We start from the raw sequence: 24,973 nt of genomic DNA on the forward strand, positions 1-24,973 counted from the left end.
ACCATGCCGACCACCGCCACCCCCGACCGCGAGGCCCTGGGCGAGCTGCCCAACCCGATGGGCCTGCTGGGCGTCGAGTTCATCGAGTACAGCACCGCGCGCCCGCAGACGCTGGGCCACAGCCTGGAGCGCCTGGGCTTTCGCCCGGTGGCCCGCCACCGCTCGCGCGAGGTGCTGCTGTACCGCCAGGGCGACATGAACATCGTCGTCAACGCGCACCGTCCGCCCGAGGCGCCGCCCCTGCCCGATCGCGCCCGCATCGCCGCGGTGGCGCTGCGTGTGCGCGACGCCGCCAGCGCCTACCGGCGGGCGCTGGAGCGCGGCGCCTGGGCGGTGCCCACGCAGGTGGAGGTGATGGAGCTGAACATCCCGGCGATCCATGGTGTCGGCGACAGCCGCCTGTACTTCGTCGACCGGGTGGGCGAGTTCTCGATCTATGACGTGGACTTCGTGCCCATCCCCGGCGTCGACCCACGGCCCCCGGCGCTGGGCGACATGAAGCTGTTCGGCGTGGTCCAGTACATCGGCTTCGAGCGCCTGGCCGACTGGTCGGCCTTCTACGCCGAGCTGCTGGGCTTTGCCGAGCTACCGCCCGAGGCCCACTTCGGCGTGCTGACCCAGGGCCGCATCCTGGCCAGTCCCTGCGGCACGCTGCACTGGCAGCTGATCGAGCCGGCGATCGATGCGGTCGACGTCGACACCGAGGAAATGCTCGAGCGCATCGCCTTCGCCACGCCCGATGTGCTGGCCACCGTGGCCGCGCTGAAGGCGCGCGGCGTCGAGTTCGTCGAATCCAGCGGCGGTGTACGCACCGATCGTGCCGGCGCGGTGACCCGCCCGTCGGACACCGGCCCGAGCTTCGAGTTCGTGCGCGACCCGCGCTGACGAAAGCCCGCGATGAAGACCCTGCTGCGCCAGGCCGCCGACGCCCGCATCGCCGACTTCGGCATGGACACGATCACGCTGGCCGGCCCGCTGGAGGCCAAGCTGGCGGCGATGAAGGCGGCCGGCTTCATCCAGGTGATGCTGTCCGCGCGCGACATCGTCGGCCATCCGCAGGGCGTGGACGCGGCGGTGGCCGCGGTGCGGGCCTCGGGCCTGCGCGTCACCGGCTTCCAGGTGCTGCGCGACTTCGAGGGGCTGTCCGGCCACCTGCACGGCTACAAGGTCGACATCGCCCAGCAGATGGTGCTGATGGCGCGCGCGCTGGGTGCGCGCGTGCTGCTGGCCTGCAGCTCCACCTCGCGCCACGCGTCGGACGACGCCGACCACATCGCACGCGACCTGCGCCAGCTGGCGATGCTGGCGCTGCCGCATGGCCTGCGCGTGGCCTTCGAGGCGCTGTCCTGGGGCCGTCACCTGAGCGAGGTGCACCAGGCCTGGGAGGCGGTGGCGCGCGCCGACATGCCCAACCTGGGCATCGGCATCGACTCGTACCACCTCCTGGCCACGGCCACCGCGCTGGACCTCCTGGAGGAGATCGACCCGGCGAAGATCTTCCTGGTGCAGCTGTCCGATTTCCTGTGGCAGGAAACCCGCACGCCCGAGGAACGGCTGGAGACCGCGCGCCACTTCCGCGTCTTCCCGGGCGAGGGCGTGCACTCCGAGGTGCTGGGCGAACTGGTGCGCCGCCTGGGGGCGATGGGCTACCGCGGCGACTACAGCTTCGAGGTCTTCAACGACGACTACCAGCAGCTGCCGCTGCCCTTTGTCGCCGAGCGGGCCCGCGCCAGCGCACGCTGGCTGGCCGAGGACGTGCTGCGCCGTGCGGTGCCGCTGCCGGGCGCGCTGCGCTGGGGCGCGCGCACCTGACTCAGGCCGCGCCCACCTGCGCCGCCGCGCGGTGCAGGTGGTTGATGAACTGCTGCACCGCCGGCTTGACGGCCACGCTGCTCAGCGCGATGGCGCCCAGCGTCAGCGGCAGCGGGCCTTCGCGCAGCTTCAGCACCTGCATGAACGGTGCGGCCGCGGGGTGGTGGGCGATCGGCAGCGGCATCAGCCCCACGCAATCGCCATGGCTGATCAGCGACAGCAGGCCCAGCGTGGAGTTGACCACCGCCGCCGGCGCCGGCGGCTGCAGGCCGTGGCGCTCGAACAGCAGCTTGGCGTAGCCCGACTGGCCGCTCAGGCTGGTGTAGACCCAGCGCGAGTCCTGCAGCTCGCGCAGTGAGCGGGCGCGCGCCTTGGGGTTGCCGCGGCCCACCACCACCGCCATCTCGATGGGCATCAGCGGCTCGACCTGGCACTCGCCGGGTGGCAGGTCGTCGGGGATCGGGCCCACCACCAGGTCCACCTGGCGCTGGCGCAGCAGCTCGAGCTGGCCGATGTAGAGCTCCTCGCGCAGCTGCAGCATCATCGCCGGGAAGGCGCGGCTGTAGGTGCGTACCGCCTCAGGGATCAGCAGCAGCAGCGCCAGCGGCACCGCGCCCACGGCCAGCTGGCCGACCATGCGGCCGCCCATCTGGCCGATCTGCTGCACCGCCTCGTCCAGCTCCCACACCGCGGCCTTGGCCCGCGCATGCAGGATGCGCCCCTGCGCGGTGGGCGTGACGCCGGTGGTGCTGCGCTCCAGCAGCGGCGCGCCCAGCTCGCGCTCGAGCTCGCGCACCTGCTTGGTCAGCGCCGGCTGCGTCAGCCCCAGCCGGCGCGCGGCGGCGCGCAGGCTGCCCTCGTCAACCGCGGCCACCAGGGCCTGCAGGGCGCTGAGCTTCATGGCCGGATGATAACCAAGCGTTATCGCGCCAAGCCCGGCGGCATCTTCCGGTGCCTGGGGGCGGATTCCTAGACTGCGGCCGCGATTTGCGCTGGATCAACACCAGATGTTTTCACCCAGACCGGAGACAAGCCCTTGAAGACCGTCCACCGCCTGCTCGCGCTGGCCACTGCCGCCGTGCTGTCCACACCCTCCTTGGCGCAGGACGCCGTGGTGCTGAAGGTGCACCACTTCCTGCCGGCCGGTTCCTACGCCCAGCAGCAGTTCATCCAGCCCTGGTGCGACAAGATCGCCAAGGACTCGGCCGGCAAGCTGAAGTGCCAGATCTACCCGTCGATGCAACTGGGCGGCACCCCGGCGCAGCTGGTCGATCAGGTCAAGGACGGCGTGGCCGACGTGGTCTGGACGCTGTCGGGCTACACCGCCGGCCGCTTCCCGCTGATGGAGGTCTTCGAGCTGCCTTTCATGATGCAAAGCCCCGAGGCCACCAGCAAGGCGCTGTGGGAGTACGCGAACACCTACGCGGCGGCCGAGTTCAAGGACGTCAAGCCGATCGCCTTCCATGTGCACGGCGACGGCGTGTTCCACATGCGCGACAAGCCGATCCGCAGCATGGCCGACCTCAAGGGCCTGAAGGTGCGCGCCCCCACCCGCCAGACCAACCGCTTCCTGGCCGCGCTGGGCGCCACGCCGGTGGCGATGCCGGTGCCGCAGGTCAGCGAGGCGCTGTCCAAGGGCGTGATCGACGGCGCGGTGGTGCCCTACGAGGTGGTGCCGTCGGTGAAGATCCAGGAGATCGTCAAGTACCACTCCGAGACCGACCCGGCCGAGCCCGCGCTCTACACCGCGACCTTCCTGTTCGTGATGAACAAGGACCGGTACGCCAGCCTGTCGCCCGAGCTGAAGAAGGTGATCGACGCCAACAGCGGCCTGGCGCTGTCGGGCCAGATCGGCAAGGTCTTCCTGGCGGCCGATGCCGAGGGCAAGAAGCTCACCGCCAAGAACACCACCAACGTGATCCCGGCCTCGGAACTGGCAGCCTGGAAGAAGGCCGGGCAGCCGGTGGTGGACGGCTGGATCGCCGACGTCAACGCCAAGGGCGCGAACGGCAAGCAGCTCCATGACGCTGCGCGCGCGCTGATCGCCAAGTACCAGGCTGGCCAGTGAGCCGGCACTGATCCCCTGATGTGATGGCGCCCGCCGGGAGGCGGTGCGCCTGGGAGACCTCTGATGAACGAACCTCTTCCAGGGGCCCGTGTCGCGGGCACCCTGCCTGGCTTCGGCCCGCTGGGCTACCGGCTGCTGGCCCTGTCCAAGGCGCTGGCCATGGCGGGCGGCCTGGTCTTCGTGGTGCTGGTGGCGATGAGCATCGTCAGCATCGTCGGCCGCAAACTGGCCGCGGCGCCGGTGCCGGGCGATGTGGAGCTGCTGCAGATGAGCGCCGCCTTCGCCTGCGCCTGCTTCTTCGCCTACTGCCACCTGATCGGCGGCGATGTGAAGGTCGACTTCTTCACCGCCAAGGCCTCGGCTCGCACCATCCATGCGCTGGACGCGCTGGGCTCGCTGCTGTTCGGCCTGATGGGCGCCGCGCTGGCCTGGCGCGGCACCGCGGGCATGCTGGCGATGAAGGACTCGGGCGAGACCAGCATCATCCTGGGCTGGCCGATCTGGCTGGCGCAGGCGCTGATGATCCCCGGCTTCGTGCTGATGGCGCTGGCCGGGTTGTACATGGTGGGCGCGCACCTGCGCAGCCCGGCGGTGGGCGCGGTGCAGGAGGTGACGCCATGAGCGGCATCGCCACCGGGCTGTGGATCTTCGCGCTGCTGATGGGCCTGCTGGCCCTGCGGGTGCCGATCGGCGTGGCGATGTTCACGATGGGCTCGCTGGGTTATGCCTGGCTGAGCGGCAGCCTCACCCCGCTGCTGAGCGTGTGGAAGAACGTGGGCTATGCGCGGCTGTCGAACTACGACCTGATCGTCATCCCGATGTTCCTGCTGATGGGCCAGTTCGCCACCCACGGCGGCCTGAGCGCCGCGCTGTTCCGCTTCGTCGCGGCCTTCATGGGGCATCTGAAGGGCGGCATCGCGATGGCCTCGATCGGCGCCTGCGCGGGCTTCGGCGCGATCTGCGGCTCCTCGCTGGCCACCGCGGCCACGATGGGCCAGGTGGCGCTGCCCGAGCTGCGCCGCTACGGCTACTCGGGGGCGCTGGCCACCGGCGCGCTGGCGGCCGGCGGCACGCTGGGCATCATGATCCCGCCGTCGGTGCCGCTGGTGATCTACGCCATCCTGACGCAGGAATCCATCGGCAAGCTGTTCATGGCGGCGGTGCTGCCGGGCCTGATCGCGATGGTCGGCTACATGGTCGTCGTGAAGATCATCGTCACGCTGCGCCCCGAGGCCGGCCCCGCCGGCCCGCGCGTGCCCTGGCCCGAGCGGCTCAAGGCGCTGGCCCAGGTGCTGCCGGTGCTGGGCGTGTTCGCGGTGGTGATCATCGGCATCTACGGCGGCTGGGCCAACCCGACCGAAGCGGCGGCGATCGGCGCCGCGGCCTGCGGCGTCCTGGCCGTGGCCAGCGGCGGCATGCGCCTGAAGGGCCTGATTGACAGCGCGCTGGGCACCGCCCAGGCCACGGCGATGATCTTCCTGGTGCTGCTGGGCGCCGACATGCTCAACACCGCGCTGGCGCTGAGCCAGATGCCGGTGGAGCTGGCCGCCTGGGTCAAGGACAGCGGCCTGCACCCGATGGTGGTGATGGTGGCGATCCTGGTGATCTACATCGGGCTGGGCTGCGTGATGGACTCGCTGGCGATGATCCTGCTGACCATCCCGATCTTCTACCCGATGGTCATGGGCCTGGAGTTCCACGGCCTGGGCGCCACCGACAAGAGCATCTGGTTCGGCATCCTGGCGCTGATGGTGGTGGAGATCGGCCTGGTGCATCCGCCGGTGGGCATGAACGTCTTCATCATCAACCGGCTGGCCAGGGACGTGCCGCTGGTCGAGACCTTCAAGGGCGTGATGCCCTTCCTGGCCTCGGACCTGCTGCGCATCGTGCTGCTGCTGAGCTTTCCGGCGATCTCGCTGGTGCTGGTGAACACCCTGGGCGGCTGAGGCCGCGAGGAGACCTGCCATGTCGCTGTTCGCGCTGCGGTTCCATTCCTGGCTGCGCTGTGGCGTGGTCGCGGCCCTGGTGCTGGCGGGTGCCGTTCCCGCCCGGGCCGACACCGCGCCCACCGGTCTGGCCCCGCTGCCGGCGCTGCCGCCGGTCATGGCCTGCGCCGACCTGGCCGCGCTGCGGCTGGACGGCGTGACCGACGGCGCCGTCGAGATCAGCGCCGCCACCGTGGTGGTGGCTGGCGCAGCGCCGTACTGCGAGGTGCGCGGCCGCATCGCGCCGGCCATCGGCTTCGTGCTGCGCCTGCCCACCCAGGGCTGGACGCAGCGCTATGTGCAGACCGGCTGCGGCGGCCTGTGCGGCTCGGCCCGCATCGACCCCGGCCAGGGCGCCGACTGCGTCCCGGTGCGCGATGGCACTGTGGCCATCGCCACCACCGACATGGGCCACCAGGGCAGCGGCACGCCGGCCGGCGCCTGGGCAGCAGGCCAGCCGCAGGCGCAGATCGACTTCGCCTACCGCGGCGTGCACGCCACCGCGCAGCTCGCCCAGGCGCTGGTGGCGCGCTTCTACGGCCAGCCGGCGCGCCACCGCTACTTCATCGGCTGCTCCGATGGCGGGCGCGAGGCGCTGATGGAGGCGCAGCGCTACCCGCAGGACTTTGATGGCATCGTGGCCGGCGCGCCGGCGCTCAACATGGTGGTGCAGAACAGCTTCCACCACGCCTGGAACGTGCGCGCCAACCGCGACGCCAGCGGCCGCTACCGCCTGCTGGCCGGCCAGCTGCCGATGCTGCACGCCGCGGTGCTGGACGCCTGCGATGGTCTGGACGGCCTGGTCGATGGCCTGATCGAGGACCCGCGGCGCTGCCCCTTCGAGCCCCGCCGCCTGCTCTGCCGTGACGGCCAGGACCCGGCCCATTGCCTGAGCCCCGAAGCGGTGGCCGCGGTGCAGGCGCTGCACGATGGCGCGCGTGATGACCAGGGCCACTACCTGGAAGTCCCTGGCGCCCATCCCTTGGGCTCGGAGCGGCTGTGGACACTGTTCGTGCCGCCCACGCCGCAGGCCGCGTTCAACTTCAGCGAGCAGATCGCCGCCGCGCCCTTCGTGCGCTACCTGGCCCACTTCAACCAGGCGCTGCCGGCCTGGACGGTGGACGACCTGCGCTTCACCGCCGAGGCCTTCTGGCAGACGGTGCAGACCTCCGTCTACCTGTCGGCGATGGACCCCGACCTGAGCCGCTTCCAGGCGCGCGGCGGCAAGCTGCTGCTGTGGCATGGCTGGAGTGACGAGCACATCGCGGCCACCACCACCATCGCCTACGCACAGGCGCTGCGGCGACAGATGGGCGCGGCCGCCGCCGATGCCTTCACCCGGCTGTATCTGCTGCCCGGCGTGGGCCATTGCGGCGGTGGCGACGGCCCGGACCAGGTGGACCTGCTGACGCCGGTGATGGCCTGGGTCGAGACCGGGCAGGCGCCCCAGGCCCTGATGACGGCCCAGGTGGCGAGCGGCGTGACCACGCGCACCCGTCCGGTGTATCCGTACCCGCTGGTGGCGCGTTTCCAGGGCGGCGATCCCACGCTGGCAGCGAACTTCGCGCCGGTCGACCCGGGCCCGGAAGAGCCCACCCCCGATTGGCTGGGCGCGCCGCTGTTCGCCAGCGGATACCAGGCGCAGTGCCAGGCCCGCGACGGCCGCCTGGTCTGCGACCCGCCCGGCCTGCCCTTCGGCACACCCGCGCCACGCTGAACTTCACCCCTCATTGCACAGGACACCCCCCATGGCTCGCATCATTGGCGGCATCGGCGCCTCGCACTCTCCCACCATCGGCTACGCCAAGGACACCGGCAAGCAGCAGGACCCGGCCTGGAAGCCGATCTTTGACGGCTTTGACGCGATCCGCGGCTGGGTGAAGGCGCAGCAGATCGACGTGATCTTCGTGATCTACAACGACCACATCACCTCGTTCTTCTTCGACCACTACTCGGCCTTTGCGCTGGGCATCGATGACCGCTATGTGGCGGCCGACGAGGGTGGCGGCCCGCGTGAGGTGGCGCCGGCGATCGGCCACCTGGGGCTGGCGCGGCACATCGCGATGTCGCTGGTGGCCGACGAGTTCGACATGTCCTTCTTCCAGGGCAAGCCGGTCGACCACGGGCTGCTGTCACCGCTGTCGATGCTGGCCGACGCGCAGGGCCCCTGGCCCGGCCAGGTGGTGCCGCTGCAGGTGGGTGTGCTGCAGCTGCCCATCCCCAGCGCCCGGCGCATGTGGAAGCTGGGCCAGACGCTTCGCCAGGCTGTTGAGAGCTACCCCGAGGACCTGCGCGTGGCGGTGATGGCCACTGGCGGCCTGTCGCACCAGGTGCATGGCGAGCGCGCGGGCTTCCTCAACGAGGCCTGGGACAGCGAGTTCCTGGACCTGCTGGAGCACTCGCCCGACACACTGGTGAACATGCGCATCGCCGAGTACGCCGCCAAGGGCGGCATGGAGGGCGCCGAGGTCATCATGTGGCTGATCATGCGCGGCGCTCTCTCTGAGCAGGTGCGCCTGGTGCACAAGCAGACCTACGCCCCGTCGGTGACCAACATCTGCACCCTGGTCTTCGAGGACCTGGGCGGCGAGCCCGACCCCGCGGCGGTGGCCGCCTACCGCGCCCACATCAGCCATGAACTGGACGGCGCCGGTGCCTTGCCCGGCACCTACCCCTTCACCCACGAGCGCAGCCACGCCAACCTGCGCCTCAACAGCTTCCTGCACGAACTGGTGAAGCCGGCGCACCGCGCGCGCTTCCTCAGCGACTTCGACGCCCTGGCCGCCGAGCACGGCCTGAGCGCCGAGGAGCAGGCGCTGATCCGCGAGCGCCGCTGGATCGAGATGGTCCGCCGCGGCGTCAGCTTCTTCGTGCTGGAGAAGATGGCGGCCGTGCTGGGCGTGCCCAACCCCGCGGTCTACGCCGCCTTCCGCGGCGAAACGCTGGCGCAGTTCCTGGCCACCCGCAAGGTGCCGATGACCTATTCGGTGGCGGGCGGTGACAAGGTGCGGGCGATGGCGAAGCGATGAAGGACAGGGCTCTGCCCACAGCGGCCGTAGGCCGCTGTGGGCCAAGGCCCCGAACGTTGGGCTCCCCCCAGCCCCCCTCCAAGAGGGTGGCTCCAGTCAGAACCACAAAAGGTGGTGCGCCAAGCGTGCCAGCGCCACGCCGGCCGGCAGGCCGGCCCGAAGCTCATGCTGGAGCCCCCTTCTTGGAGGGGGGCTGGGGGGAGCTCAACGGAAGAGGGCTCTGCCCACAGCGGCCTACGGCCGCTGTGGGCAGGAAGCCGCCGGGGGTCACTCCACCTCGTTGAAGGTCTCGCCCAATGCGTTGACCAGGCTGTCGATCTGCGCCGGCGTGCTGATGAAGGGCGGGGCGAGCTGGATGGTGTCGCCGCCGTAGCGCACGTAGAAGCCCTTCTTCATCATGCGCATCGCCACCTGGTAGGGGCGCTTGGCGGGCTCGCCGGGCGCGCTGGCCACGGTGATGCCGGCGGCCAGCCCGAAGTTGCGGATGTCGGCCACGTGCTTTGCGCCCTTGAGGCTGTGCACCGCGCGCTCGAAGTGCGGCGCCAGCGCGCGCACGCGGCCGGGGCCGTCCTCGCGGGCCAGCAGGTCCATCGCGGCCACGCCCGCGGCGCAGGCCACCGGGTGGGCCGAGTAGGTGTAGCCGTGCGGGAACTCCAGCATGTAGTCGGGGCCGCCCGCCTGCATGAAGGTGTCGTAGATCTCGGTCCTGGCGATCACCGCGCCCAGCGGCTGCACGCCGTTGGTCACCTGCTTGGCGATGTTGATGATGTCGGGCGTGACACCGAAGGCCTCGGCGCCGGTCCAGGCGCCCGCGCGGCCGAAGCCGGTGATCACCTCGTCGAAGATCAGCAGGAGGTTGTGCGCGGTGCAGATCTCGCGCAGGCGCTGCAGGTAGCCCTGCGGCGGGATGATCACGCCGGCCGAACCGGCAAAGGGCTCGACGATCACCGCGGCGATGTTGCTGGCGTCGTGCAGCGCGATCAGGTTGAGCAGTTCATCGGCCAGCGCCACGCCGTGCGGGCCCTCGGCCGGCGGCTGGCCGGCGAAGAAGCTGCCGGCGGGCGGCTGGGTGTGGGGCAGGTGGTCGGCCTCGACGCCCTGGCCGAAGGTCTTGCGGTTGGCCACCAGGCCGCCCACCGAGATGCCGCCGAAGTTCACGCCGTGGTAGCCCTTGATGCGGCCGATCAGCCGCGTCTTGCTGGCCTGGCCCTTGGCACGCCAGTAGGCGCGCGCCATCTTCAGCGAGGTGTCGGCCGACTCCGAGCCCGAGCCGGTGAAGAACACCCGGTTCAGGCCGGCGGGCATGCGCTCGACGATGCGGTTGGCCAGCTCGAACGACAGCGGATGCCCGAACTGGAACGCGGGCGAGTAGTCCAGCGTGCTCACCTGGCGCGCCACGGCCTCGGCGATCTCGCGCCGCGCATGGCCCAGGCCGCAGCACCACAGGCCCGAGAGGCCGTCGAACAGCTTCGTGCCGTCGGCCATCGTGTAGTGCACGCCCTCGGCCGAGGTGATCAGGCGCGGATTCGCCTTGAAGTCGCGGTTGCCGGTGAAGGGCATCCAGTGCGCGTCCATCCAGCCGGCGTCGGTGGAGGCGGGGTGGGTGGTGGTCCAGATCTCGGGGGCGTTCATCGGCGGCTCTCCTGGGGGCGCAAGAGCGTGGATGGTGCCTCAGAACTCGCTTGAATAGAATGAGCGTCTCTGCGCAGTCACTTGACGATCCATGCAGCTGAACGAGGCCCCGCTGCCCGGCCAGATCGGTGACGCCGACCTGCGCCTGCTGCGCGTGTTCAAGGCGGTGGCCGATTGCGGCGGCCTGGCGGCGGCCGAGCGCGAGCTGGGCATTGCGCTGTCCACCATCAGCCGCCACCTGAAGGACCTGGAGCAGCGCCTGGGCCTGACGCTGGCCCGCCGCGGCCGCGCCGGCTTTGCGCTCACCCCCGAGGGCGAGCAGCTGCACGCCGCCGCCACCCAGCTGCTGGGCGCCACCGATGCCTTCCGTGGCCAGCTGCACGAGATCCACCGCCGCCTGGCCGGCGACCTGCACCTGGCGGTGTTCGAGAAGACCGCCAGCAACCCCGACGCGCGCATCGCCGAGGCGGTGGCGGCCTTCCAGGCGCGCGCGCCACAGGCCACGCTGCACATGCACGTGGGCACGATCGCGATGATCGAGCGCGGCGTGATCGACGGCAGCTTCCAACTGGGCATCGTGCCCGAACACCGCCGCTCGGAGAGCCTGGACTACACGCCGCTGTTCGGCGAGACCATGTACCTCTACGCGGGCCGCGGTCACCCGTGGTTCGCCCCGCAGCGCAAGCCACCATCGTGGGACGCGCTGCGCCGCGAGGCGCTGGTGGGCCTGGGCTACCAGTCACCCAACCTGATGCTCACCCATGCGCGCCGGCTGGAGCGCCGCGCCACCGCGTCCGACCAGGAGGCGGTGGCCACGCTGGTGCTGTCGGGCCGCTACCTGGGCTTCCTGCCCGATCACTACGCCGAGCCCTTCGTGCGCGCGGGGCGGCTGCGGGCGGTGTCGCCGCAGGTGCTGAACTACGCCTGCCAGTTCAGCGTGGTGCAGCGGCGCTCGCCGGCGCCGTCACGGCTGGCCGCGGCCTTTCATGCGGCGCTGGTGCAGGCGCACGGCGGCTGATCATGCCGGGTCGCCTGGCAGCCTTCAGCCGCGCGTGATCCAGTAGCCCTCGGCCAGCGCCAGCGTGTACTCGGGAAACGGTCCTTCCACCGCCAGGCAACGGTGCATCTGGTGCTCGGGCTTCAGGTAGGCAAAGGCCTGCAGCGGCTGGCCGTCGCTCAGCGACACCACCGTCAACGCCACCCGCTCGTAGCCATCGGGCAGGCCCACCTCCTCGAAGGCGTCGATCGAGGGCAGCGCATCGTCCGGCACCTCGAACAGCTGGCCGCTGACGCAGTGGCCCTGGCCGGGCAGGTGCATCAGCCAAGGGGCGCGTTCCTCCTGCGGCAGGCGTACCACATACAGCGGCAGTGGCTGCACGGTGCGGTACTCGCCCGGCACGCGACGGCCGGTGTTCAAGTGGTGGTTCGGGAACCCCTGCTTCAGGGTTCCGTAGACAAACAGCAGGGTCATGCGCCGAGTATCCCGGATCGGCCTCCCCCGCCGGTGGTGCTCAGGACCACCACCCGCGCCAGCGCGGCGCCAGCGCCCGCCCGCCCGCCACCAGCAGCGCCGACACCACGAACACCGCCACCGCCAGCAGCGCGCCGCGCAGCGGGGTGCGCAGCAGCAGCGCTTCCAGCACCAGGATGTGCACCAGGTAGATGCCCATGCACAGGTCCGACAGCCCCTGCACTGACCAGCCGCCGGGCGCCGGCGCCGGCCGCCAGGCCAGCCAGGCGCACACCCCCAGGCCGATGGCGCAGGTCAGGCCGAAGCTCTCCAGCGGCGCCACCAGAGCCGCCGCCAGCACCGGCCCGGCCAGCGCCGCCGCGCGCTGCCGGGGCGTCAATGCCCCCACGCCCAGCAGCATCAGTCCATAGCTCACCGGCAGCGCCGCATCGGCCCACTGTCGCAGGGGGTAGAACGTGCCCAGCGTGAGCGGGCGCCACAGCGGAATGCCCAGGGCCAGCGCGGTGGCCAGCAGGCCCGCCGCCAGCGCCAGACCGCGTGCAGGCAGGACGCGCCGCAGCGCGTCGACCACCAGCAGCAGGCCGAACATGAAGGGCAGGTACCACAGGTGGATGTTGCTGCCCGCCAGCACACCGGCCAGCAGGCCGTGGCGCGTGTCCACCACCGGCAGATGCAGCGTGTGCACATACCAGCCATAGACGACAAACCACAGCACCCACGGCACCAGCAGCCGCCGCGCGCGCTGGCGCACCGCCGCCCAGCCCTGGCGCGAGCCGGCCGACAGCCACACCGACAGCACCAGGAACACCACCAGCCCCGCATAGCCCAGCGCCAGTTGCGGCGCATGGGCGTGGAACCAGACGATGCCGAAGGCGGCCAGCACCCGCACCGCCTCGATGTCCTGCCGGCGCGCCGGCAGGGCCTGGCTCATCCGGCGTCCGGAGGCCCGAGCGGGTCGCCCAGGTGGATCTCGCCATCGCTCAGCACATCCACCCGCAGGCCGCCGCGCCCCACCCAGTGGCGCACCACCGCTGCTGGCGGCAGCGTGTCGCTGCCCAGGGCCTGGCCCAGGCCCGCGCAGGGCTCGCACAGCTCCACGCCGCGCAGCCGCACGCCGCCGACCGTGAAGGTGCGCCCCACCAGCGCGTTGAGCCGCACGCCGCGCGTCACCAGGTTGCGCCGGGTGATCGACAGGTCCGGCGCGCGAGCGTGCTGGGCGCAGAAGCGCTCGATCTCCTCAGCCTCCACCAGGGTCAGGTTCTGGCCGGGGTGGTCGGCCTGGCCGTCGTTGCGGTCGCCCAGCACGCCCCGGCCGGCACGCAGCGTGATGCGTTCGTGCGCCACCTGCGGCGCGCCGGCGGCCGGGCTGGTGAAGATGCGCTCAATCGTCATCGGGGGTCTCCGCGTGGTGCGAAGAGGCCGCCTGCGTCACAGCACCTGGCCGAACTTGACCAGGTTGCCGTCCTCGTCGATCAGCGCCAGCTCGCGCATGCCCCAGGGCTTGTCCTCCACCGGCACCAGGCGCGGAATGCCCTGCGTCGGCAGGCCCAGCGGCGCAAAGGCCGCCTGCAGCGGGTCCACCGCCGCCACGCGCATGTAGGCGCCCGCATAGCACTCGGCCGGGTCCAGCGCCGGGTGCGGAAAGAAATGCAGCTCCAGCGCGCCGCGGGTGAGGATGGCGTAGGTGCCACCGGCCAGCAGTTCGCCCTCGAAGCCCAGCCGTTCGTAGAACGCGATCGTGCGCGGCAGTGACCGGCTGGGCAGCACCGGAATGGACATGTCAGGGGTGGTCATCAGTGGCTCCTCAGCGGTTCACGACGCGGTCGATCATCTGGTCACGCAGCGTGCCCTCGGTCGCGGTGCCCGGCGCTGGCCTGGCGGCCGGCACCGAGGCCGGCGCCACCGGCGCGACGGGCGCGACCACGTTGACATGGCCCTGCACGGTGGCGGTGGCATAGCCCGGCGGGCAGGCGGTGTCGGTGTAGAGCACCCGCTCGCCAGCCACGCACTTGCGCAGGCCGCCCGGCCCGGTGGTGGCGGCCGGGCGGGCCGGGTCGGCCGTCGGTGTGCCTGTCAGCGATGCGGCGGCGCCGCGCAGCGCCGGCATCAGTGGCGCCAGGGCGCCGAAGTGCCAGGCGGCGGCCAGGGCCAGGGTCAGACTACCGAGGGTGAAGACCAGGGTGCGCATGGCAGGCAGGATGTCTGGGTCACATGGCAGGAGACGGTGGGCCATGGTAAGGCGTCTGTCCCGGAGCCGGTACGCCACCGGCCTGCAACCATGCCTCGCGCGTGATCAGGTACAGGCAGTGGCGCCGCAGCGCATGGCCTTCGGGCAGCGCCGGGTGGTCGAAGTCCTGGCCGGTGTCGTGCATGCCCAGGCGTTCCATCACCGCCCGCGACGGCCGGTTGACCAGCGCGGTGTACGACACCACCTGCGCCAGCCCCAGCGCACCAAAGGCCACCGCCAGCGCGGCGCGCGCGCCCTCGGTGGCCAGGCCCTGGCCCCAGTGCTGCCGGGCCAGCCGCCAGCCCACCTCCACGCAGGGCGAGCAGGGCAGGGTGCGCCGCGGCACCGTCAGGCCGATGAAGCCGATGAACTCACCGCTGTCGCGCCGCTCCACCGCCCAGTTGCTCCAGCCCTGCTCGGCGAACTGCGCGCTCCACAGGGCCACGGTGTCGCGCGTCTGGGCCTCGGTCTGCGTGGCCGGGAAGTAGCGCATCACCAGCGGGTCGGCGTTCAGTGCCGCGAACGGCGCCAGGTGCCGCGGCTGCCACACCCGCAGACGCAGGCGTGGGGTGTCGGGCTCGATCGGCGGGCGCATCGGGTCGGGCTGGTCCGCGTGCTGGCGCGCCGGCGCCTATTCGGTGACCACGGCCGTGCCGCTGGCCGACAGCCTCAGCATGCCGCTGCCCGCGCCCAGTGCGATGCCGCGCAGGCCGGCGACCCGGTCCTGGACGACCTGGGTGCCCGCGAGAGCCTCGCCCGCGACCGCGCCACCACAGCGGGTCATCCGGTGGCCTTCATGGCTGGGGGCGGTGGTGCGCTGCACGGTGTTCCTCTGTCCAGATCGGCGTTGACGGGCACGCGCCGGCCGGCGAGCCGCCGCGAGACCGCGCCGCTGCGCGGACCTCATCCCTCACCGCCATGCAACCGCCCCCTGGCGGACTGCCAGCCGGCCCGGGCAGGCACCAGGGTTCCCGCCTTGCCCAGCCCGAAGGCGGGCATGTTGACGTAGACATTCTCATAGCTGCCGGGTCGGGCAAGGTAGGTCTCGTGCCAGATGCCGACACGGCCATCCACGCCCACGGCGCGGTTGAACGCCTGCCAGGCGGGCAGATGCGCCGAGTCGCGCGCCGTGGCGTAGGCGAGCAACGCGTCCAGGCTGCGCCAGTACTGCACCAGGACCGCGGTGCGCGAGAACCACATCTCGTGGCTGAGCAGACCCAGCTCGGGCCGCGCGTACAGCTCGCGCAGCATGCGCGGCATCGCCGCAGCAACCGGCAGCCACTGGTGCACGGCCCACAGGCGGTTGACCCGCATGCCGATCAGGAACACGGCGAATTCGCCGTCCATCCGCGCGGTCATCCGCTCTGGGTGCACCATCGACCTGACCTCCTCAGTGAGCGCCCATCGGCACGAGCAGCCTCGGGACCCGGCCCACCGCCACCGTCGTCCACGATGCCGACCGCGTGGCCCTGCGCGCTGACCGGCTCACTTCCCGAAGCAATCCGTCGATTGCCCGAAGGTGGGGTCCAGCGCCAAGCCGGTTCTGTGGGTGGCGTCCTCCTTGAAGATGAAGGCGAAACACCGCTCGGCCTCGATCTCAAAGTCGATGTAGTACCGCTGACCCGCTTCCGGAATGATGCTGGATCTGGGGCTGCATGACGTGGAGACGCCGCCGTACACATAGTTGTAGTAACTGGACCCGATGGTCACCCGGTTGCCAGCCGGGATGTCGGCATAACCTGTCGAATCCGCGACAAGCCTCTGGCGTTGTCCGGCCAGGCAGATCCACTTGTTGCCTGGGCTCTTGAGGTTGAGCCTGGCCACGGCAGCGCCTTGCGGCGCGCGGTATTCCGGCACCACGGCGCAACCGGAGGCCAGGGTGATGGCCGCCAGGGCCAGGGCGAGACGGGACGTGTTCATTTCTCCGCGCCTCCCTTGACTTCCGGCGCCAGGCGCGCCAGCAGGTCGGGGCTGCTCAGGAGTCCCGGGCCGGGGGCATCAAAGAACAGGACGTAGGCGTAGACCGCCGGCTTGTGGACGATCGTGGTGACCGTCTTTTCGGCGCTGCGCTTGTCCATCACGGCATCAGGGAGGCTCTGGTAGAAGGCGAAGTAGGTCTTGCTCTCACGCTGGGCAATCTCTGCGCACCGATAGAGCAGATAGGTTCCCACCTTTTCGCGCGTGACGATCGAATTGCCGCTGAAGCCGACCTTGATCAGTTCCCCCGGTCCCTTCTGCTCCCAGTACCCACCGGTCCATCCCACCAGCGGCTGGCTGGCATCCTGATAGCCTGTGGCGCAGCCCGCCAGCAGGGCCACCGCCGCCATGGGTACGGCACATCTCGACAACAGCACAGCGCTCCTCCTTGTTGTGTGCGCCGATTGTATGGACGCGCCTTGGCATCCCAAGGTCGTTCACGATGCCCCTGGCCGCAGGCCTGATGGTCGCCGAGCACGGGGGAGTGCGGCCGACCCGCGAGCGCGGCATGCAACGACCCGCAGGGGGCCGCCCGGTCAGGAAGGATGGTCGCGATGGCCTCAGCCGACACCCACCCCACGCGCCGCCCAGCCGTCAGCGCGGCGGACCGGCACCGTCCGTCTGCACCTGCTGGGGCGGGTCGCACGGGCCGGCGGGGAGCACGCGGACCGTCACCACGTCGCCGGGCGCCAGCGCGCGCGAGCCCCAGTGCCAGTGCAGGTCGCGTCCCGAGTCCAGCCCCGACATCGACAGTTCGCAGCGGTCCTGCAGGAACTCGGCCTCGTCGAACCCGGGCTGCTGGCGATGGGCCTCGGTGATCCGCGCCGGGCTGCGGCGCACCCGGCTGACCAGGGCCGTCAGGACGCCACAGTCCTCCAGGCCGATCGTCGCCAGCGGCTGGTCGTTGATGCAGATCTCGAAGCGGACAGCGGCGTCGGGCATCGTGGCTACTCGATGACCACGGCCGTGCCGCTGGCCGACACCATCAGCATGCCATTGCCCTGGCCCAGCACCTCGTAGTCCAGGTCAATGCCGACCACCGCGGTGGCGCCCAGCTGGGTGGCGCGCTCCTCCAGTTCGCGCAGCGCGATGTCGCGGGCGCGCTGCAGTTCTTTCTCGTAGGTGGCCGAGCGACCGCCGACGATGTCGCGGATGCCGGCGAACAGGTCCTTGAACACATTGGCGCCGAGGATGGCTTCACCAGTCACCACGCCGCAGTAGCGGGTGATGCGGTGGCCTTCGACGCTGGGGGTGGTGGTGAGCAGCATGCGGGTCCTGGCGAATGGCGGGCGGCGATGCAGGGGCGCACGTGGACTGGCGGGCCGCCGGATCCAGCAGCCACGTGGCGATCAGTCCGCCGATGATCGCAGAGTCGGCGCGCGCTCAGGACGGCTCGAACATCACCAGCCGGCAGTCGGCGCTGCCGATGTTCTCCAGCACATGGCCCGGAATCGGCGCTTGCACGATGGCCGCGCCGGCGCGTGGCTGCGCGTCGCGCGTGCTGCCGTCGGGCGCATGGATGCGCAGGCTGCAGTCGCTGAGGTAGTACACCGCGTTGGCCGGGTGCGCATGCAGCACGTCACGCTGCCCTGGCTTCCAGGTGACCGCGATCACCTTGAACTGTTCGTTCTGCGCAATGACCTGGTAGATATCGGGCGAAGCCACATACGAGCGGGGCAAGGTCTGGCCCTGCACCGGTCCCGGCAGGCCCAGCCACAGGGCGCAGCACGCGAGGATCGTGGCGGGTGTCTTCAGCATCATGGTCTCCGTCAAAGGCGTGGCGCCCAGCGGCCACGTCTTCACAGTAGAACGATGGCGCGCCGCATGTTTGCGCTGGCACAAGCGGCCAGGGGTTAGCGTTGATCGCTGACCCTGGAGCGTCAGCCATGAAGCGCCAGCCAAGAAACGCCAGCCTCAGAGCACCAGCTCCAGCCGCCCGCCCACCGGCAGGCCCGCCCAGCGCGCCGACAGATCGGTCATGCAGGCGCGCACCGCGTCCACCGCCGCCTCATCCAGGGCCAGCATGGGGCACTGCCGCGCTGCGCAGGTCACCTGGTACATCGCCAGGAGCTCGGTGGCCGGCGTCTGGCCGCCCGACCAGGCATCGCCCTGGATCACCTCGACCAACCGCTCCACCCCGTCGCTCTCGGCCTCGGCCGCCATCCGGAAGCCGGCGGTCTCGCCGTCGCGCACCCGGCCCAGAAAGCCGCGCGCCTGCAGCGTGCTTTCCACCGCGAAGTGCACCATGTCGTGCGGGATGATCCCCTGCTTCGGGCACTCCACCCGCTGCGGCGCGCCGCTGGCCTGGAACACCTCCATCAGGTCGTGCTTGGCGGAGCCCTTGGTGAAGACGATCTTCATGGCGCTGAGGGTTCGTGTCTGCGGAGGGCGCCCGACCGCCGGGCCGCGTTCAACGGCCGCACCACTGCTTTTCGCAGGGGATGCCATTGTGGTCGCCGTCCATCTTGACCCCCGGGCAATGCGTCAGAAAGTACTGCGCCTCGGCGCATGAGCGCATCTGCGAGCAGTACTGGCGCCCGTCGCAGTGGAAGGCGCCCGGCGCGGCCCCGGGCGCCGGGGCCGGCGCCGCCGCAGGCCCCGGCGAGGGTGAGGGCGCGGTGGACGGCCAGGGCACCTTGGCCCCCGCGCCGGGTGCCGACGCTGCCGCCGCGCGGCGCTGCTTCTCGGCCGCGTTCAGCTCCGCCAGCGTCGGGTCGCGCCGCGGCTGCGTGGCCGGGCAGGGCGCTTCCTGGAAGGTGACGCTGCCGTTGATCACGCACTTATTCACCGGTGCGGCGTGGGCGGCTGCGTGAAACATTAGCGCGGCGAAGACCGGCGCCAGCAAGGCGATACGGGGCATGGTGAGGAAGGGTGTCGTTGCGCGGTCACGGCGGCGCTGCGGCCTGGGCGGCCCGCGGTGCCCAGGCACAAGTGTGCTGACGTCGTCGTGTTCAGGCAAGCTTCGCAAAGCCCGCACCCATTGCCCGATCCAACCTGGTTGATGCCAAGCCGTCCCGCCGTGACCATGCGTGCAGATCAATTCATTCGCCCACCCATGGACCTCGCTACCCTGTCGCTCCTTGTATTGGCCGCTGCCCTTCTGGGCGCGACGGTCCAGGCCTGGCGCATCGGCAACGACCGGCGCGACGTCAGATTGCTGGGAGGCATCACAGGCTTCACCAGCCTGGGCGCCGTCGCAACGGCGCTGTGGTGAGTCCTGGACCGCGCCCTGGCCGGGTTTGAAGGGCAGGCCTGAACAGCAGGCCCGCGCGGTCGCTGGTGGAATCAGCCGCGCGCTGGCGCGCCGACGATCTCCGCGACGCGCTGGTCGAACGCCTCCGAGCTCAGCAATGGCGACTCGCCCAGGTTCAGGTGCTTGCCGTCGGCCCATTCGCACAGGTAGCAGGAGTCCGGGGCCGTGCCCCGCTCCAGCGCGAAGTAGCGCGGCGGTTCAGCCTGCTCCGTGGCCCGCGGTGTCAGGCCCCAGATGGCCACCAGATGGGCCTCCGGCGAGGCCAGCGGCGTGGGCATGCGGATGACCCAGTTGACCTGCTCGCCATGCGCGTAGCGCCGGGCACTGACCTGCCCCATCAGATCGGCGAGGTAGGTGGGCCAGGACGCTGGCTTGTCACGCCCGACCGGCCAGCCCGGAATGCTCCCGCACTGCGCTTCGGCGAGGAAGAACAGGTACTGGAAGCTCAGTGCCGACAAGGTCTCACCGGCCAGGGCCTCACACAGCATCGGGTGACGTTCGTGGGCGGCCTTTGGCAGCACCCGGTGTTCGAGGATGTAGACCAGCGGCCGCTGCAGCCGCGGCGAGCCATCCAGGCTGGGGACGAGGCGTTCGTAAGGCGCGATCGGGTGGTTCATGCTGTCAACCCAGAGACGTGTTGCCACGCCCTGGCCTCAGGGAAGGCCGGCCCGCTGACCGGCCCGTTGCGAGTCAGTCGGTGCGCAGTTTCAGCACCGCAAACCAGGGGTGAACCGGGTCGCGCAGGTGACCGGCGTCGTCAACCGGCAGCCGCTTGAGCGTCACCGAGTCGCGCACGTTGCAGCCGATGACCTCGACATAGCCGGGCCCGGTGGCAACCACCACGTCGGAGTGGCTGGGGTAGCTGGTCGTTGCATCGAACAGCTTGGCCGCCTTGGCCGGGTTGCTGCCCGGCACGCGGCTGTAGGCCACCAGATCGCCCACCTGCGGGGCCCCGCCGGCCTCGCCAACCCGGTAGCCCCAGAAAAGCGCAGAGCTGTCCTGAGCCTTGCGCGCCGCAATGAACTGGCGAATCCACACCGAGTGCGCCTGCGCAAACGGAAACCTCGCCTTGGTCAGCCCCGCAGCCTTCATGATCGCCGACATGCCCACGGCCGACCAGTAATAGCGGTCGTCCATGACATCGTGCAGGCTCGGATGGCCGCCGCCCACCGCGCAGTAGCGGTCGATCACGTACTGCGCGTAGGCACTCTCGTCATCGGTGTGCTGGATCGACAGCCGCTGGTTGACCAGGTCCCAGACCGACTGGCCCCAGTGGTCCCACTCGCTGCGCGCGGCAGCAACGATCGATGCCTTGATGCCCATGACCGGCTCCCCTGTCCGATGAACGAGCCGGCTTTGTAGGTCATCAAGCCCTCAGGTGCATCCTCAGTTGGAAGGATCGGCGGCGGCTCGAATGTGTTCGCGCAGGTCGGAACGCTTCATGCCTGCCCCTGAGAGTGGGTGTTCCACATGAGCATCGTCCAACAAGCTGCGCCGTCTGGACGTCCGCCCGATGAGCGGGTGAGGCGTCACTTGGGTTCCAGGCGAATGAGCTCGGAGTTGCCAGAAGTGCTGCGCCTGATTCTGAAGATGGCAGCGGCCTTGGAGATGCCGGCATCCGGGAAGTCGACGTCGAACTCGCCGTTGGCCAGGGCGTGCATCTCCACATGCGTGAGCTGGCTTCCGAGACCAAAGATCATGAAGACGTGGCCCTCGGGCGGCTCGGGCACGCGAATGATCCGACCACACTGGTTCCGATTCGCGCCGATGAACGCACACACCTGCTCGCGACTGGTGCCCGGCTTGAACACATAGAACCTGTCCCAGCCAAAGCTGGTCAGCTTGCCAAGGTCAACTTCCGAGGCGGACGGGTCGCGAGCCGCGGCACCGATGTGCTTGCTGATGCCGCCCGTGCCGTTGGTGGCTTCAGAACACGCACCAAGTGCGACGACGAGGACAGCCAAGAGCAGATGCGACCGCACAGTGTGACGCCTAACGCAGCGTTGACCGTCGCGACGCGGTATGGCGCCCTGGCCGTGGGGCCGAGGCTAGACAACAGCGACTGTCGGTCAAGCGTGCCATGCCGCGGCTCGCGTGGTGGATGGAGCAGTTCGCGCAGGCAATGTACAGACCTTCCTCAGGCGTCAGCGCGCTGTGCAAACGAACGGCGCTTCATCAGGAAGACGAACGCTCCCAGCGGAAATGCCAAGGTGAAGATGTACGGAGCCACCGGCCCCGCCTTGGCGAAGCCTGCGCCCAGCAGCGCAAAGCTGATGGGGTGGACGCCCCACGCACCTGTTGTCCAGTTGAATCGAAACTGCACCATGCCAACAGCGACGAAGAGCAGCCATAGCCACTTGCGCTTTGGAATCTGGGTTCGGACACATGCGATGAGCGCGTAGACCACGAAGAGAGGAATGCCCACCGCAAGGACAAGCACAGCGTAGTGCAGCGCACTCTTGCCGTCGAACGTGAATGCGTTCTCCGCCTCCAGGGAGGTCGACCGTGGCGTGACGTGAATCCCCTGCACCAGGACCTTGCCATTGCGGCGCTCCAGAACCACATTGGCAAGCAGCCAGGAGTCCTTGTACTGATACTCGAACGTGAGATTGAAGCTTGTGACTGAGTTGGTGATGTTCGTATGCGCCCCCACGGTACGGACGCTGATGTGTTCGCCTGAAGGAATGTGTTCGGCCATCGCCTCCAGCTTGCTCCGAAGATCAGGTGACCGAAGGCTTGGATCCAGCTGCGCCTCGACCGACGCGTAGTCGCGTGCCGCGAGTTGCGAGACCACTTGCTTCGCGAGCGCAGCCTCTTCCTTTGGAACAAACCTATCGAACATGGCCTGTTGGTCGCAGGCAGACAACAAGAGCGCCAAGATAGGAATCAGGAGTCGGTGCATAGCGAGGTTGATGTTATTGGCGCCTCACGTTGGAGGTAACGCGCAGCCGCCAGCGGAGCGCCAGGGCCGCGAGGGAAATGATATGTCTGGCTGCCTCGCGGCCCTGGTGCGTAGCTCGTGGACGTCGCGTTGACCGAGTGGTTAGGTGCCACTGGGTACGTCGCGTCGCGCCTTGAGCCAGGCGCCCCAAAGCAGAACGAGGACGGCGACCCGAAGTGCTATGTGAACCACGAGCGCCTTGTGCATGTCGGACCCAAGCTGTTCAGACGCGATGGTCGAGGCGTTCGTGACAAGAGCGATGAGCTCGAAAACCGTGAGCACGACGACTGGTTTTAGGCCGGGGCGCATCCACAGCCACAGCGCACCAACCCCAAAGACTATGAGATCAATGGTATTGAGGCCCCATTGATTGAGCAGGGCCATACCCGCCAGAAGCCAAAGGGTGTGGCCCGCGAGGACAGACATTGCGCCGAGGTATCTGGGGTCGGTTGGCTTCAGCAACTTGCTGCCGATGTACCAAACGGCACCACTTCCGACTGCCGGGACCAGAACGTTCGCGCCGGCATATACGCCGAGTGTTGCCCCGAAGATTGAAGCCGCAACGCCGCGGAGTGTGAGTTGTTGATTGGTGGGAGCGGACATAGAGGGGAGAGGGGTGACGCTCAACGTTCGACGTAAGGGGCGGCCTGCGGCTTGCCGCAGGACGTCCCCTTGACGGAGGGGTTAGCCGCCTCCGATGTGACCTTGAGCAGAGAGAGCAGCAAGGAGGGAACGAAATGTGCGGACGGCATGTCGATGGCACTCTTGGTTGTACTCATTCTCGTACTCGCCTTCCTCCAGTTGGAACAAGTGCATCTTGTTCCGGGTATCCCACAACCAGTCTAGATCCGCTTGCAACTCCTCGGTGATGATTCCCTTGGCGACCAAGTACTCGTTTCTCTTCTTGAAGTTCTTGCCGCAGATACCGTCAAGGTACACCTTGGTGATGCTCTCAACTAGCGTTCCGACCAAGAAGACGTAGAGCTTTGTGAGCATTTCCTTGGGCGTACCCCAAAGATCTGTTCGAAGGCGAAGCCACAAGATGGTATCGGTAAGGATGAGCGTGTAGGCCAAGTTGTCCTTGAGGGCGCGGTCAGCGATGAAGGGCACCCGAGCACGTTGCTCGGTGGCCCTCCGAATGAAGCCCCGCGGAAATCGCACTTTGGCCTCGGGACGCTCCGTGTGGTGCAAGTCGCGAGCTGCCAGGTAATCTTGAATCTCCTGCAGCAATGCGCCAGCCCGCTCTGCGGCCTCTCTAAGTTGCTGTGCGTTCTCGATTGCCACTGGAGATCTCCTGAGGCGGCTAACGTGTTTTGGGGATCAACAGCCTGCGCCACTATTGGACCACTGCGCCCTAAGATGGCTGCCACTGGCAGTCGCAAGTGCCTGTCGCATCTGTCATTTCTCCCTGATGTGCTGGATATTTATCCAGTATTAAATTCGGCGCGAAAACCGGCGCCTGTTACAAACCATTCTGCAGCGCGGCGTGGGGGCTGCCAAGGGCCAGGGCAGCCTCTGGACATCCTTCTTCCAAGGGATGTGGCGTCCGGTCCTCAGCCCCTCAAGGTCACCGACGGCAACTCCCCAAACTGCTTCTTGTAGTCCAGCGCAAACTGCCCCAGGTGCCAGAAGCCCCAGCGGCTGGCCACGTCCTGCACGGTCAGGCCGCGGTCGCGGCCGGTCTTGAGTTCGCGGCGGGCGCCGTTCAGGCGCACCAGGCGCAGGTATTTCAGCGGGCTGGTGCCCAGCACGTCCTGGAAGCAGTAGTTGAGCTTGCGGCGGCTGGCGCCGACCTGGCGGCACAGCTCCAGCACGCTCAAGGGTTCAGCGGTGTTGCCCAGCATCAGCTCGCAGGCGCGGTCCACCACGCGGCGGCGGGCGCCCACGGTTTTCAGCTCGGTGGTGTCCACCGTGGCGGGCAGGGCCTCGATCCATTCGATCAGCACGGCGTCGCGGGCCTGCTTCAGCGTGGTGTCGTCCAGGGCGTCGGTGCCGCGCTCGGCCAGGTGGGCCATGGTGGCCAGGTGCAGCTGCTGCACGGCCTGGGCGGCGGCGGGGCGGGTGCGCAGCACGATCTGGCTGTCCAGCCAGCGCGCCAGCGGCTTCTGGTACATGCGCTCCCACAGCGGGTTCAGCAGCGCCTCGCTGACCACCACGCCGATCAGGGTGGACCCGGCCGGGCTGAGCAGGTCCAGGTCGTCGCTGCGGCCCACCATGATGGCCTGGGCGTCCAGGCGCTGGCCGTTGAAGATGGCCTCGCCCTGCAGCGCCGGCATCATCGCGAAGCCATAGTTTCCCTGGCCCAGGTGGCCTTTCTGGTGCACCGCCTGGCTGACCTGCTCGCGCACCAGGCGCAGGCCGGGCAGCTGCAGGTGCTGCACCGCACCGCGAAAGCTGCCGGCGCTGAGCTGCTGGTAGCGCAGCTGCCAGTCGGGCTGGCCCTCGGCCAGCTCGTCCAGATCGGAGGTTTCCAGCAGGTGGTGCCAGGCCGGCGGGGCGTCGCCGGGCGGGCGGGGCAGGGCGCTCATGGTGGCGCTGATTCTGCGCGCCGCACCCCGGCCGCGGTGCGGCCCCTGGT

At 69.5% G+C, this 24,973-nt stretch carries 33 protein-coding genes; 9 read left to right on the plus strand and 24 right to left on the minus strand.

Features of this window, described 5'->3' with window-relative positions; genetic code table 11:
* The first annotated feature begins 3 nt into the window (after window positions 1–3).
* Together KAK03_RS02770 and KAK03_RS02775 are read left to right on the plus strand one after the other, a co-directional pair.
* On the plus strand, window positions 4–885 hold the full coding sequence (locus KAK03_RS02770) for a 4-hydroxyphenylpyruvate dioxygenase (RefSeq protein ID WP_210851637.1): 882 nt from the start codon (window positions 4–6) through the stop codon (window positions 883–885).
* A gap of 12 nt (window positions 886–897) precedes the next feature.
* Window positions 898–1,812: a sugar phosphate isomerase/epimerase family protein gene (locus KAK03_RS02775; RefSeq protein ID WP_210851638.1), complete on the plus strand. Its 915-nt coding sequence runs from the start codon at window positions 898–900 to the stop codon at window positions 1,810–1,812.
* A gap of 1 nt (window position 1,813) precedes the next feature.
* Here KAK03_RS02775 and KAK03_RS02780 read toward each other — a convergent pair whose 3' ends face one another.
* On the minus strand, window positions 1,814–2,713 hold the full coding sequence (locus KAK03_RS02780; RefSeq protein ID WP_210851639.1) for a LysR family transcriptional regulator: 900 nt from the start codon (window positions 2,711–2,713) through the stop codon (window positions 1,814–1,816).
* 135 nt (window positions 2,714–2,848) lie between these two features.
* Here KAK03_RS02780 and KAK03_RS02785 point away from each other — a divergent pair, with 135 nt between their 5' ends.
* The 5 genes from KAK03_RS02785 (at window position 2,849) to KAK03_RS02805 (ending at window position 8,894) form a co-directional block, all read left to right on the plus strand.
* Window positions 2,849–3,880, plus strand: coding sequence for a TRAP transporter substrate-binding protein (locus KAK03_RS02785; RefSeq protein ID WP_210851640.1), 1,032 nt, complete (start codon window positions 2,849–2,851; stop codon window positions 3,878–3,880).
* A gap of 63 nt (window positions 3,881–3,943) precedes the next feature.
* Entirely contained in the window at window positions 3,944–4,501 is a 558-nt protein-coding gene (locus KAK03_RS02790) for a TRAP transporter small permease (RefSeq protein WP_210851641.1), read from the plus strand.
* The gene (locus KAK03_RS02795; RefSeq protein WP_210851642.1) at window positions 4,498–5,826 is read left to right on the plus strand and encodes a TRAP transporter large permease; all 1,329 of its coding nucleotides are present in this window, start codon (window positions 4,498–4,500) and stop codon (window positions 5,824–5,826) included. The genes KAK03_RS02790 and KAK03_RS02795 overlap by 4 nt, the downstream gene beginning before the upstream one ends.
* Window positions 5,827–5,845: 19 nt before the next feature.
* Window positions 5,846–7,582 (plus strand): tannase/feruloyl esterase family alpha/beta hydrolase, encoded by a 1,737-nt coding sequence (locus tag KAK03_RS02800; RefSeq protein WP_210851643.1) that lies wholly within the window; start codon window positions 5,846–5,848, stop codon window positions 7,580–7,582.
* Between the two features lie 31 nt (window positions 7,583–7,613).
* A complete protein-coding gene (locus KAK03_RS02805) occupies window positions 7,614–8,894 on the plus strand; it encodes a gallate dioxygenase (RefSeq protein WP_210851644.1) in 1,281 nt (426 codons plus the stop codon).
* Window positions 8,895–9,161: 267 nt separating this feature from the next.
* On the opposite strand, the gene aptA is transcribed toward KAK03_RS02805, so the two are convergent.
* A complete protein-coding gene (gene aptA, locus KAK03_RS02810) occupies window positions 9,162–10,526 on the minus strand; it encodes an omega-aminotransferase AptA (RefSeq protein ID WP_210851645.1) in 1,365 nt (454 codons plus the stop codon).
* Between the two features lie 91 nt (window positions 10,527–10,617).
* On the opposite strand from aptA, the gene KAK03_RS02815 reads away from it, so the two are divergent.
* Window positions 10,618–11,544 (plus strand): LysR family transcriptional regulator, encoded by a 927-nt coding sequence (locus KAK03_RS02815; protein ID WP_210851646.1) that lies wholly within the window; start codon window positions 10,618–10,620, stop codon window positions 11,542–11,544.
* A gap of 24 nt (window positions 11,545–11,568) precedes the next feature.
* On the opposite strand, the gene KAK03_RS02820 is transcribed toward KAK03_RS02815, so the two are convergent.
* The 15 genes from KAK03_RS02820 to KAK03_RS25325 all read right to left on the minus strand — a co-directional run bounded on the left by KAK03_RS02820 (window position 11,569) and on the right by KAK03_RS25325 (window position 19,061).
* Window positions 11,569–11,997, minus strand: coding sequence for a gamma-glutamylcyclotransferase family protein (locus tag KAK03_RS02820; RefSeq protein ID WP_210851647.1), 429 nt, complete (start codon window positions 11,995–11,997; stop codon window positions 11,569–11,571).
* Window positions 11,998–12,037: 40 nt separating this feature from the next.
* Window positions 12,038–12,928 carry an acyltransferase family protein gene (locus KAK03_RS02825; protein ID WP_210851648.1) on the minus strand — a complete coding sequence of 297 codons (891 nt, stop codon included), beginning with the start codon at window positions 12,926–12,928 and terminating at the stop codon, window positions 12,038–12,040.
* Window positions 12,925–13,389, minus strand: a complete 465-nt coding sequence (locus KAK03_RS02830; RefSeq protein ID WP_210851649.1) for an MOSC domain-containing protein — start codon at window positions 13,387–13,389, stop codon at window positions 12,925–12,927. Before KAK03_RS02830 ends, KAK03_RS02825 begins: the two co-directional genes overlap by 4 nt.
* Before the next feature lie 36 nt (window positions 13,390–13,425).
* A complete protein-coding gene (locus tag KAK03_RS02835; protein ID WP_210851650.1) occupies window positions 13,426–13,791 on the minus strand; it encodes a bleomycin resistance protein in 366 nt (121 codons plus the stop codon).
* Window positions 13,792–13,801: 10 nt separating this feature from the next.
* Window positions 13,802–14,185 (minus strand): hypothetical protein, encoded by a 384-nt coding sequence (locus tag KAK03_RS02840; protein WP_210851651.1) that lies wholly within the window; start codon window positions 14,183–14,185, stop codon window positions 13,802–13,804.
* A gap of 19 nt (window positions 14,186–14,204) precedes the next feature.
* On the minus strand, window positions 14,205–14,819 hold the full coding sequence (locus KAK03_RS02845; protein ID WP_210851652.1) for a GNAT family N-acetyltransferase: 615 nt from the start codon (window positions 14,817–14,819) through the stop codon (window positions 14,205–14,207).
* Window positions 14,820–14,855: 36 nt separating this feature from the next.
* Window positions 14,856–15,047 (minus strand): YbjQ family protein, encoded by a 192-nt coding sequence (locus KAK03_RS02850; RefSeq protein ID WP_210851653.1) that lies wholly within the window; start codon window positions 15,045–15,047, stop codon window positions 14,856–14,858.
* An 80-nt stretch (window positions 15,048–15,127) separates the two neighbouring features.
* Window positions 15,128–15,571: a DUF4188 domain-containing protein gene (locus KAK03_RS02855; protein ID WP_310738446.1), complete on the minus strand. Its 444-nt coding sequence runs from the start codon at window positions 15,569–15,571 to the stop codon at window positions 15,128–15,130.
* A gap of 138 nt (window positions 15,572–15,709) precedes the next feature.
* Window positions 15,710–16,144 carry a hypothetical protein gene (locus KAK03_RS02860; protein ID WP_210851655.1) on the minus strand — a complete coding sequence of 145 codons (435 nt, stop codon included), beginning with the start codon at window positions 16,142–16,144 and terminating at the stop codon, window positions 15,710–15,712.
* Complete coding sequence (locus tag KAK03_RS02865; RefSeq protein ID WP_210851656.1) at window positions 16,141–16,551, minus strand: CC0125/CC1285 family lipoprotein; 411 nt, start codon at window positions 16,549–16,551, stop codon at window positions 16,141–16,143. Before KAK03_RS02865 ends, KAK03_RS02860 begins: the two co-directional genes overlap by 4 nt.
* Window positions 16,552–16,795: 244 nt before the next feature.
* Complete coding sequence (locus KAK03_RS02870) at window positions 16,796–17,143, minus strand: hypothetical protein (RefSeq protein ID WP_210851657.1); 348 nt, start codon at window positions 17,141–17,143, stop codon at window positions 16,796–16,798.
* Window positions 17,144–17,148: 5 nt separating this feature from the next.
* Window positions 17,149–17,469, minus strand: coding sequence for a heavy metal-binding domain-containing protein (locus KAK03_RS02875; RefSeq protein WP_210803616.1), 321 nt, complete (start codon window positions 17,467–17,469; stop codon window positions 17,149–17,151).
* 115 nt (window positions 17,470–17,584) lie between these two features.
* Entirely contained in the window at window positions 17,585–17,959 is a 375-nt protein-coding gene (locus KAK03_RS02880) for a cupin domain-containing protein (protein ID WP_210851658.1), read from the minus strand.
* 156 nt (window positions 17,960–18,115) lie between these two features.
* Window positions 18,116–18,562 carry a hypothetical protein gene (locus KAK03_RS02885; RefSeq protein WP_210851659.1) on the minus strand — a complete coding sequence of 149 codons (447 nt, stop codon included), beginning with the start codon at window positions 18,560–18,562 and terminating at the stop codon, window positions 18,116–18,118.
* Window positions 18,563–18,611: 49 nt separating this feature from the next.
* Complete coding sequence (locus tag KAK03_RS25325; RefSeq protein ID WP_210851660.1) at window positions 18,612–19,061, minus strand: excalibur calcium-binding domain-containing protein; 450 nt, start codon at window positions 19,059–19,061, stop codon at window positions 18,612–18,614.
* 195 nt (window positions 19,062–19,256) lie between these two features.
* Between KAK03_RS25325 and KAK03_RS02895 the strand changes: the two genes are divergently transcribed.
* A complete protein-coding gene (locus tag KAK03_RS02895; protein ID WP_210851661.1) occupies window positions 19,257–19,415 on the plus strand; it encodes a hypothetical protein in 159 nt (52 codons plus the stop codon).
* Between the two features lie 71 nt (window positions 19,416–19,486).
* On the opposite strand, the gene KAK03_RS02900 is transcribed toward KAK03_RS02895, so the two are convergent.
* The 7 genes from KAK03_RS02900 to KAK03_RS02930 all read right to left on the minus strand — a co-directional run bounded on the left by KAK03_RS02900 (window position 19,487) and on the right by KAK03_RS02930 (window position 24,923).
* A complete protein-coding gene (locus KAK03_RS02900) occupies window positions 19,487–20,071 on the minus strand; it encodes a hypothetical protein (RefSeq protein ID WP_210851662.1) in 585 nt (194 codons plus the stop codon).
* A gap of 73 nt (window positions 20,072–20,144) precedes the next feature.
* Window positions 20,145–20,777: a DUF2272 domain-containing protein gene (locus tag KAK03_RS02905; RefSeq protein ID WP_210851663.1), complete on the minus strand. Its 633-nt coding sequence runs from the start codon at window positions 20,775–20,777 to the stop codon at window positions 20,145–20,147.
* A gap of 206 nt (window positions 20,778–20,983) precedes the next feature.
* Window positions 20,984–21,418 carry a hypothetical protein gene (locus KAK03_RS02910; protein WP_210851664.1) on the minus strand — a complete coding sequence of 145 codons (435 nt, stop codon included), beginning with the start codon at window positions 21,416–21,418 and terminating at the stop codon, window positions 20,984–20,986.
* Between the two features lie 173 nt (window positions 21,419–21,591).
* Window positions 21,592–22,356, minus strand: coding sequence for a hypothetical protein (locus KAK03_RS02915; RefSeq protein WP_210851665.1), 765 nt, complete (start codon window positions 22,354–22,356; stop codon window positions 21,592–21,594).
* Between the two features lie 141 nt (window positions 22,357–22,497).
* Window positions 22,498–22,998 (minus strand): hypothetical protein, encoded by a 501-nt coding sequence (locus KAK03_RS02920; RefSeq protein WP_210851666.1) that lies wholly within the window; start codon window positions 22,996–22,998, stop codon window positions 22,498–22,500.
* 81 nt (window positions 22,999–23,079) lie between these two features.
* Window positions 23,080–23,679, minus strand: coding sequence for a hypothetical protein (locus tag KAK03_RS02925; RefSeq protein ID WP_210851667.1), 600 nt, complete (start codon window positions 23,677–23,679; stop codon window positions 23,080–23,082).
* Between the two features lie 269 nt (window positions 23,680–23,948).
* On the minus strand, window positions 23,949–24,923 hold the full coding sequence (locus tag KAK03_RS02930; protein WP_210851668.1) for a helix-turn-helix domain-containing protein: 975 nt from the start codon (window positions 24,921–24,923) through the stop codon (window positions 23,949–23,951).
* Window positions 24,924–24,973 lie beyond the last annotated feature (50 nt).

The sequence above is a fragment of the Ideonella alba genome (assembly GCF_018069845.1).
Classification (GTDB): domain Bacteria; phylum Pseudomonadota; class Gammaproteobacteria; order Burkholderiales; family Burkholderiaceae_C; genus Ideonella; species Ideonella alba.

Coding starts and splice junctions, on each gene's coding strand:
- KAK03_RS02930 (WP_210851668.1), bottom strand. CDS start 24,923: ATGAGCGCCCTGCCCCGCCCGCCCGGCGACGCCCCGCCGGCCTGGCAC.
- KAK03_RS02835 (WP_210851650.1), bottom strand. CDS start 13,791: ATGACCACCCCTGACATGTCCATTCCGGTGCTGCCCAGCCGGTCACTG.
- KAK03_RS02820 (WP_210851647.1), bottom strand. CDS start 11,997: ATGACCCTGCTGTTTGTCTACGGAACCCTGAAGCAGGGGTTCCCGAAC.
- KAK03_RS02885 (WP_210851659.1), bottom strand. CDS start 18,562: ATGAAGATCGTCTTCACCAAGGGCTCCGCCAAGCACGACCTGATGGAG.
- KAK03_RS02880 (WP_210851658.1), bottom strand. CDS start 17,959: ATGCTGAAGACACCCGCCACGATCCTCGCGTGCTGCGCCCTGTGGCTG.
- KAK03_RS02815 (WP_210851646.1), top strand. CDS start 10,618: ATGCAGCTGAACGAGGCCCCGCTGCCCGGCCAGATCGGTGACGCCGAC.
- KAK03_RS02920 (WP_210851666.1), bottom strand. CDS start 22,998: ATGTCCGCTCCCACCAATCAACAACTCACACTCCGCGGCGTTGCGGCT.
- KAK03_RS02800 (WP_210851643.1), top strand. CDS start 5,846: ATGTCGCTGTTCGCGCTGCGGTTCCATTCCTGGCTGCGCTGTGGCGTG.
- KAK03_RS02840 (WP_210851651.1), bottom strand. CDS start 14,185: ATGCGCACCCTGGTCTTCACCCTCGGTAGTCTGACCCTGGCCCTGGCC.
- KAK03_RS02805 (WP_210851644.1), top strand. CDS start 7,614: ATGGCTCGCATCATTGGCGGCATCGGCGCCTCGCACTCTCCCACCATC.
- KAK03_RS02895 (WP_210851661.1), top strand. CDS start 19,257: ATGGACCTCGCTACCCTGTCGCTCCTTGTATTGGCCGCTGCCCTTCTG.
- KAK03_RS02795 (WP_210851642.1), top strand. CDS start 4,498: ATGAGCGGCATCGCCACCGGGCTGTGGATCTTCGCGCTGCTGATGGGC.
- KAK03_RS02915 (WP_210851665.1), bottom strand. CDS start 22,356: ATGCACCGACTCCTGATTCCTATCTTGGCGCTCTTGTTGTCTGCCTGC.
- KAK03_RS02855 (WP_310738446.1), bottom strand. CDS start 15,571: ATGGACGGCGAATTCGCCGTGTTCCTGATCGGCATGCGGGTCAACCGC.
- KAK03_RS02825 (WP_210851648.1), bottom strand. CDS start 12,928: ATGAGCCAGGCCCTGCCGGCGCGCCGGCAGGACATCGAGGCGGTGCGG.
- KAK03_RS02780 (WP_210851639.1), bottom strand. CDS start 2,713: ATGAAGCTCAGCGCCCTGCAGGCCCTGGTGGCCGCGGTTGACGAGGGC.
- KAK03_RS02790 (WP_210851641.1), top strand. CDS start 3,944: ATGAACGAACCTCTTCCAGGGGCCCGTGTCGCGGGCACCCTGCCTGGC.
- KAK03_RS25325 (WP_210851660.1), bottom strand. CDS start 19,061: ATGCCCCGTATCGCCTTGCTGGCGCCGGTCTTCGCCGCGCTAATGTTT.
- KAK03_RS02900 (WP_210851662.1), bottom strand. CDS start 20,071: ATGAACCACCCGATCGCGCCTTACGAACGCCTCGTCCCCAGCCTGGAT.
- KAK03_RS02905 (WP_210851663.1), bottom strand. CDS start 20,777: ATGGGCATCAAGGCATCGATCGTTGCTGCCGCGCGCAGCGAGTGGGAC.
- KAK03_RS02860 (WP_210851655.1), bottom strand. CDS start 16,144: ATGAACACGTCCCGTCTCGCCCTGGCCCTGGCGGCCATCACCCTGGCC.
- aptA (WP_210851645.1), bottom strand. CDS start 10,526: ATGAACGCCCCCGAGATCTGGACCACCACCCACCCCGCCTCCACCGAC.
- KAK03_RS02875 (WP_210803616.1), bottom strand. CDS start 17,469: ATGCTGCTCACCACCACCCCCAGCGTCGAAGGCCACCGCATCACCCGC.
- KAK03_RS02845 (WP_210851652.1), bottom strand. CDS start 14,819: ATGCGCCCGCCGATCGAGCCCGACACCCCACGCCTGCGTCTGCGGGTG.
- KAK03_RS02830 (WP_210851649.1), bottom strand. CDS start 13,389: ATGACGATTGAGCGCATCTTCACCAGCCCGGCCGCCGGCGCGCCGCAG.
- KAK03_RS02865 (WP_210851656.1), bottom strand. CDS start 16,551: ATGGCGGCGGTGGCCCTGCTGGCGGGCTGCGCCACAGGCTATCAGGAT.
- KAK03_RS02775 (WP_210851638.1), top strand. CDS start 898: ATGAAGACCCTGCTGCGCCAGGCCGCCGACGCCCGCATCGCCGACTTC.
- KAK03_RS02770 (WP_210851637.1), top strand. CDS start 4: ATGCCGACCACCGCCACCCCCGACCGCGAGGCCCTGGGCGAGCTGCCC.
- KAK03_RS02870 (WP_210851657.1), bottom strand. CDS start 17,143: ATGCCCGACGCCGCTGTCCGCTTCGAGATCTGCATCAACGACCAGCCG.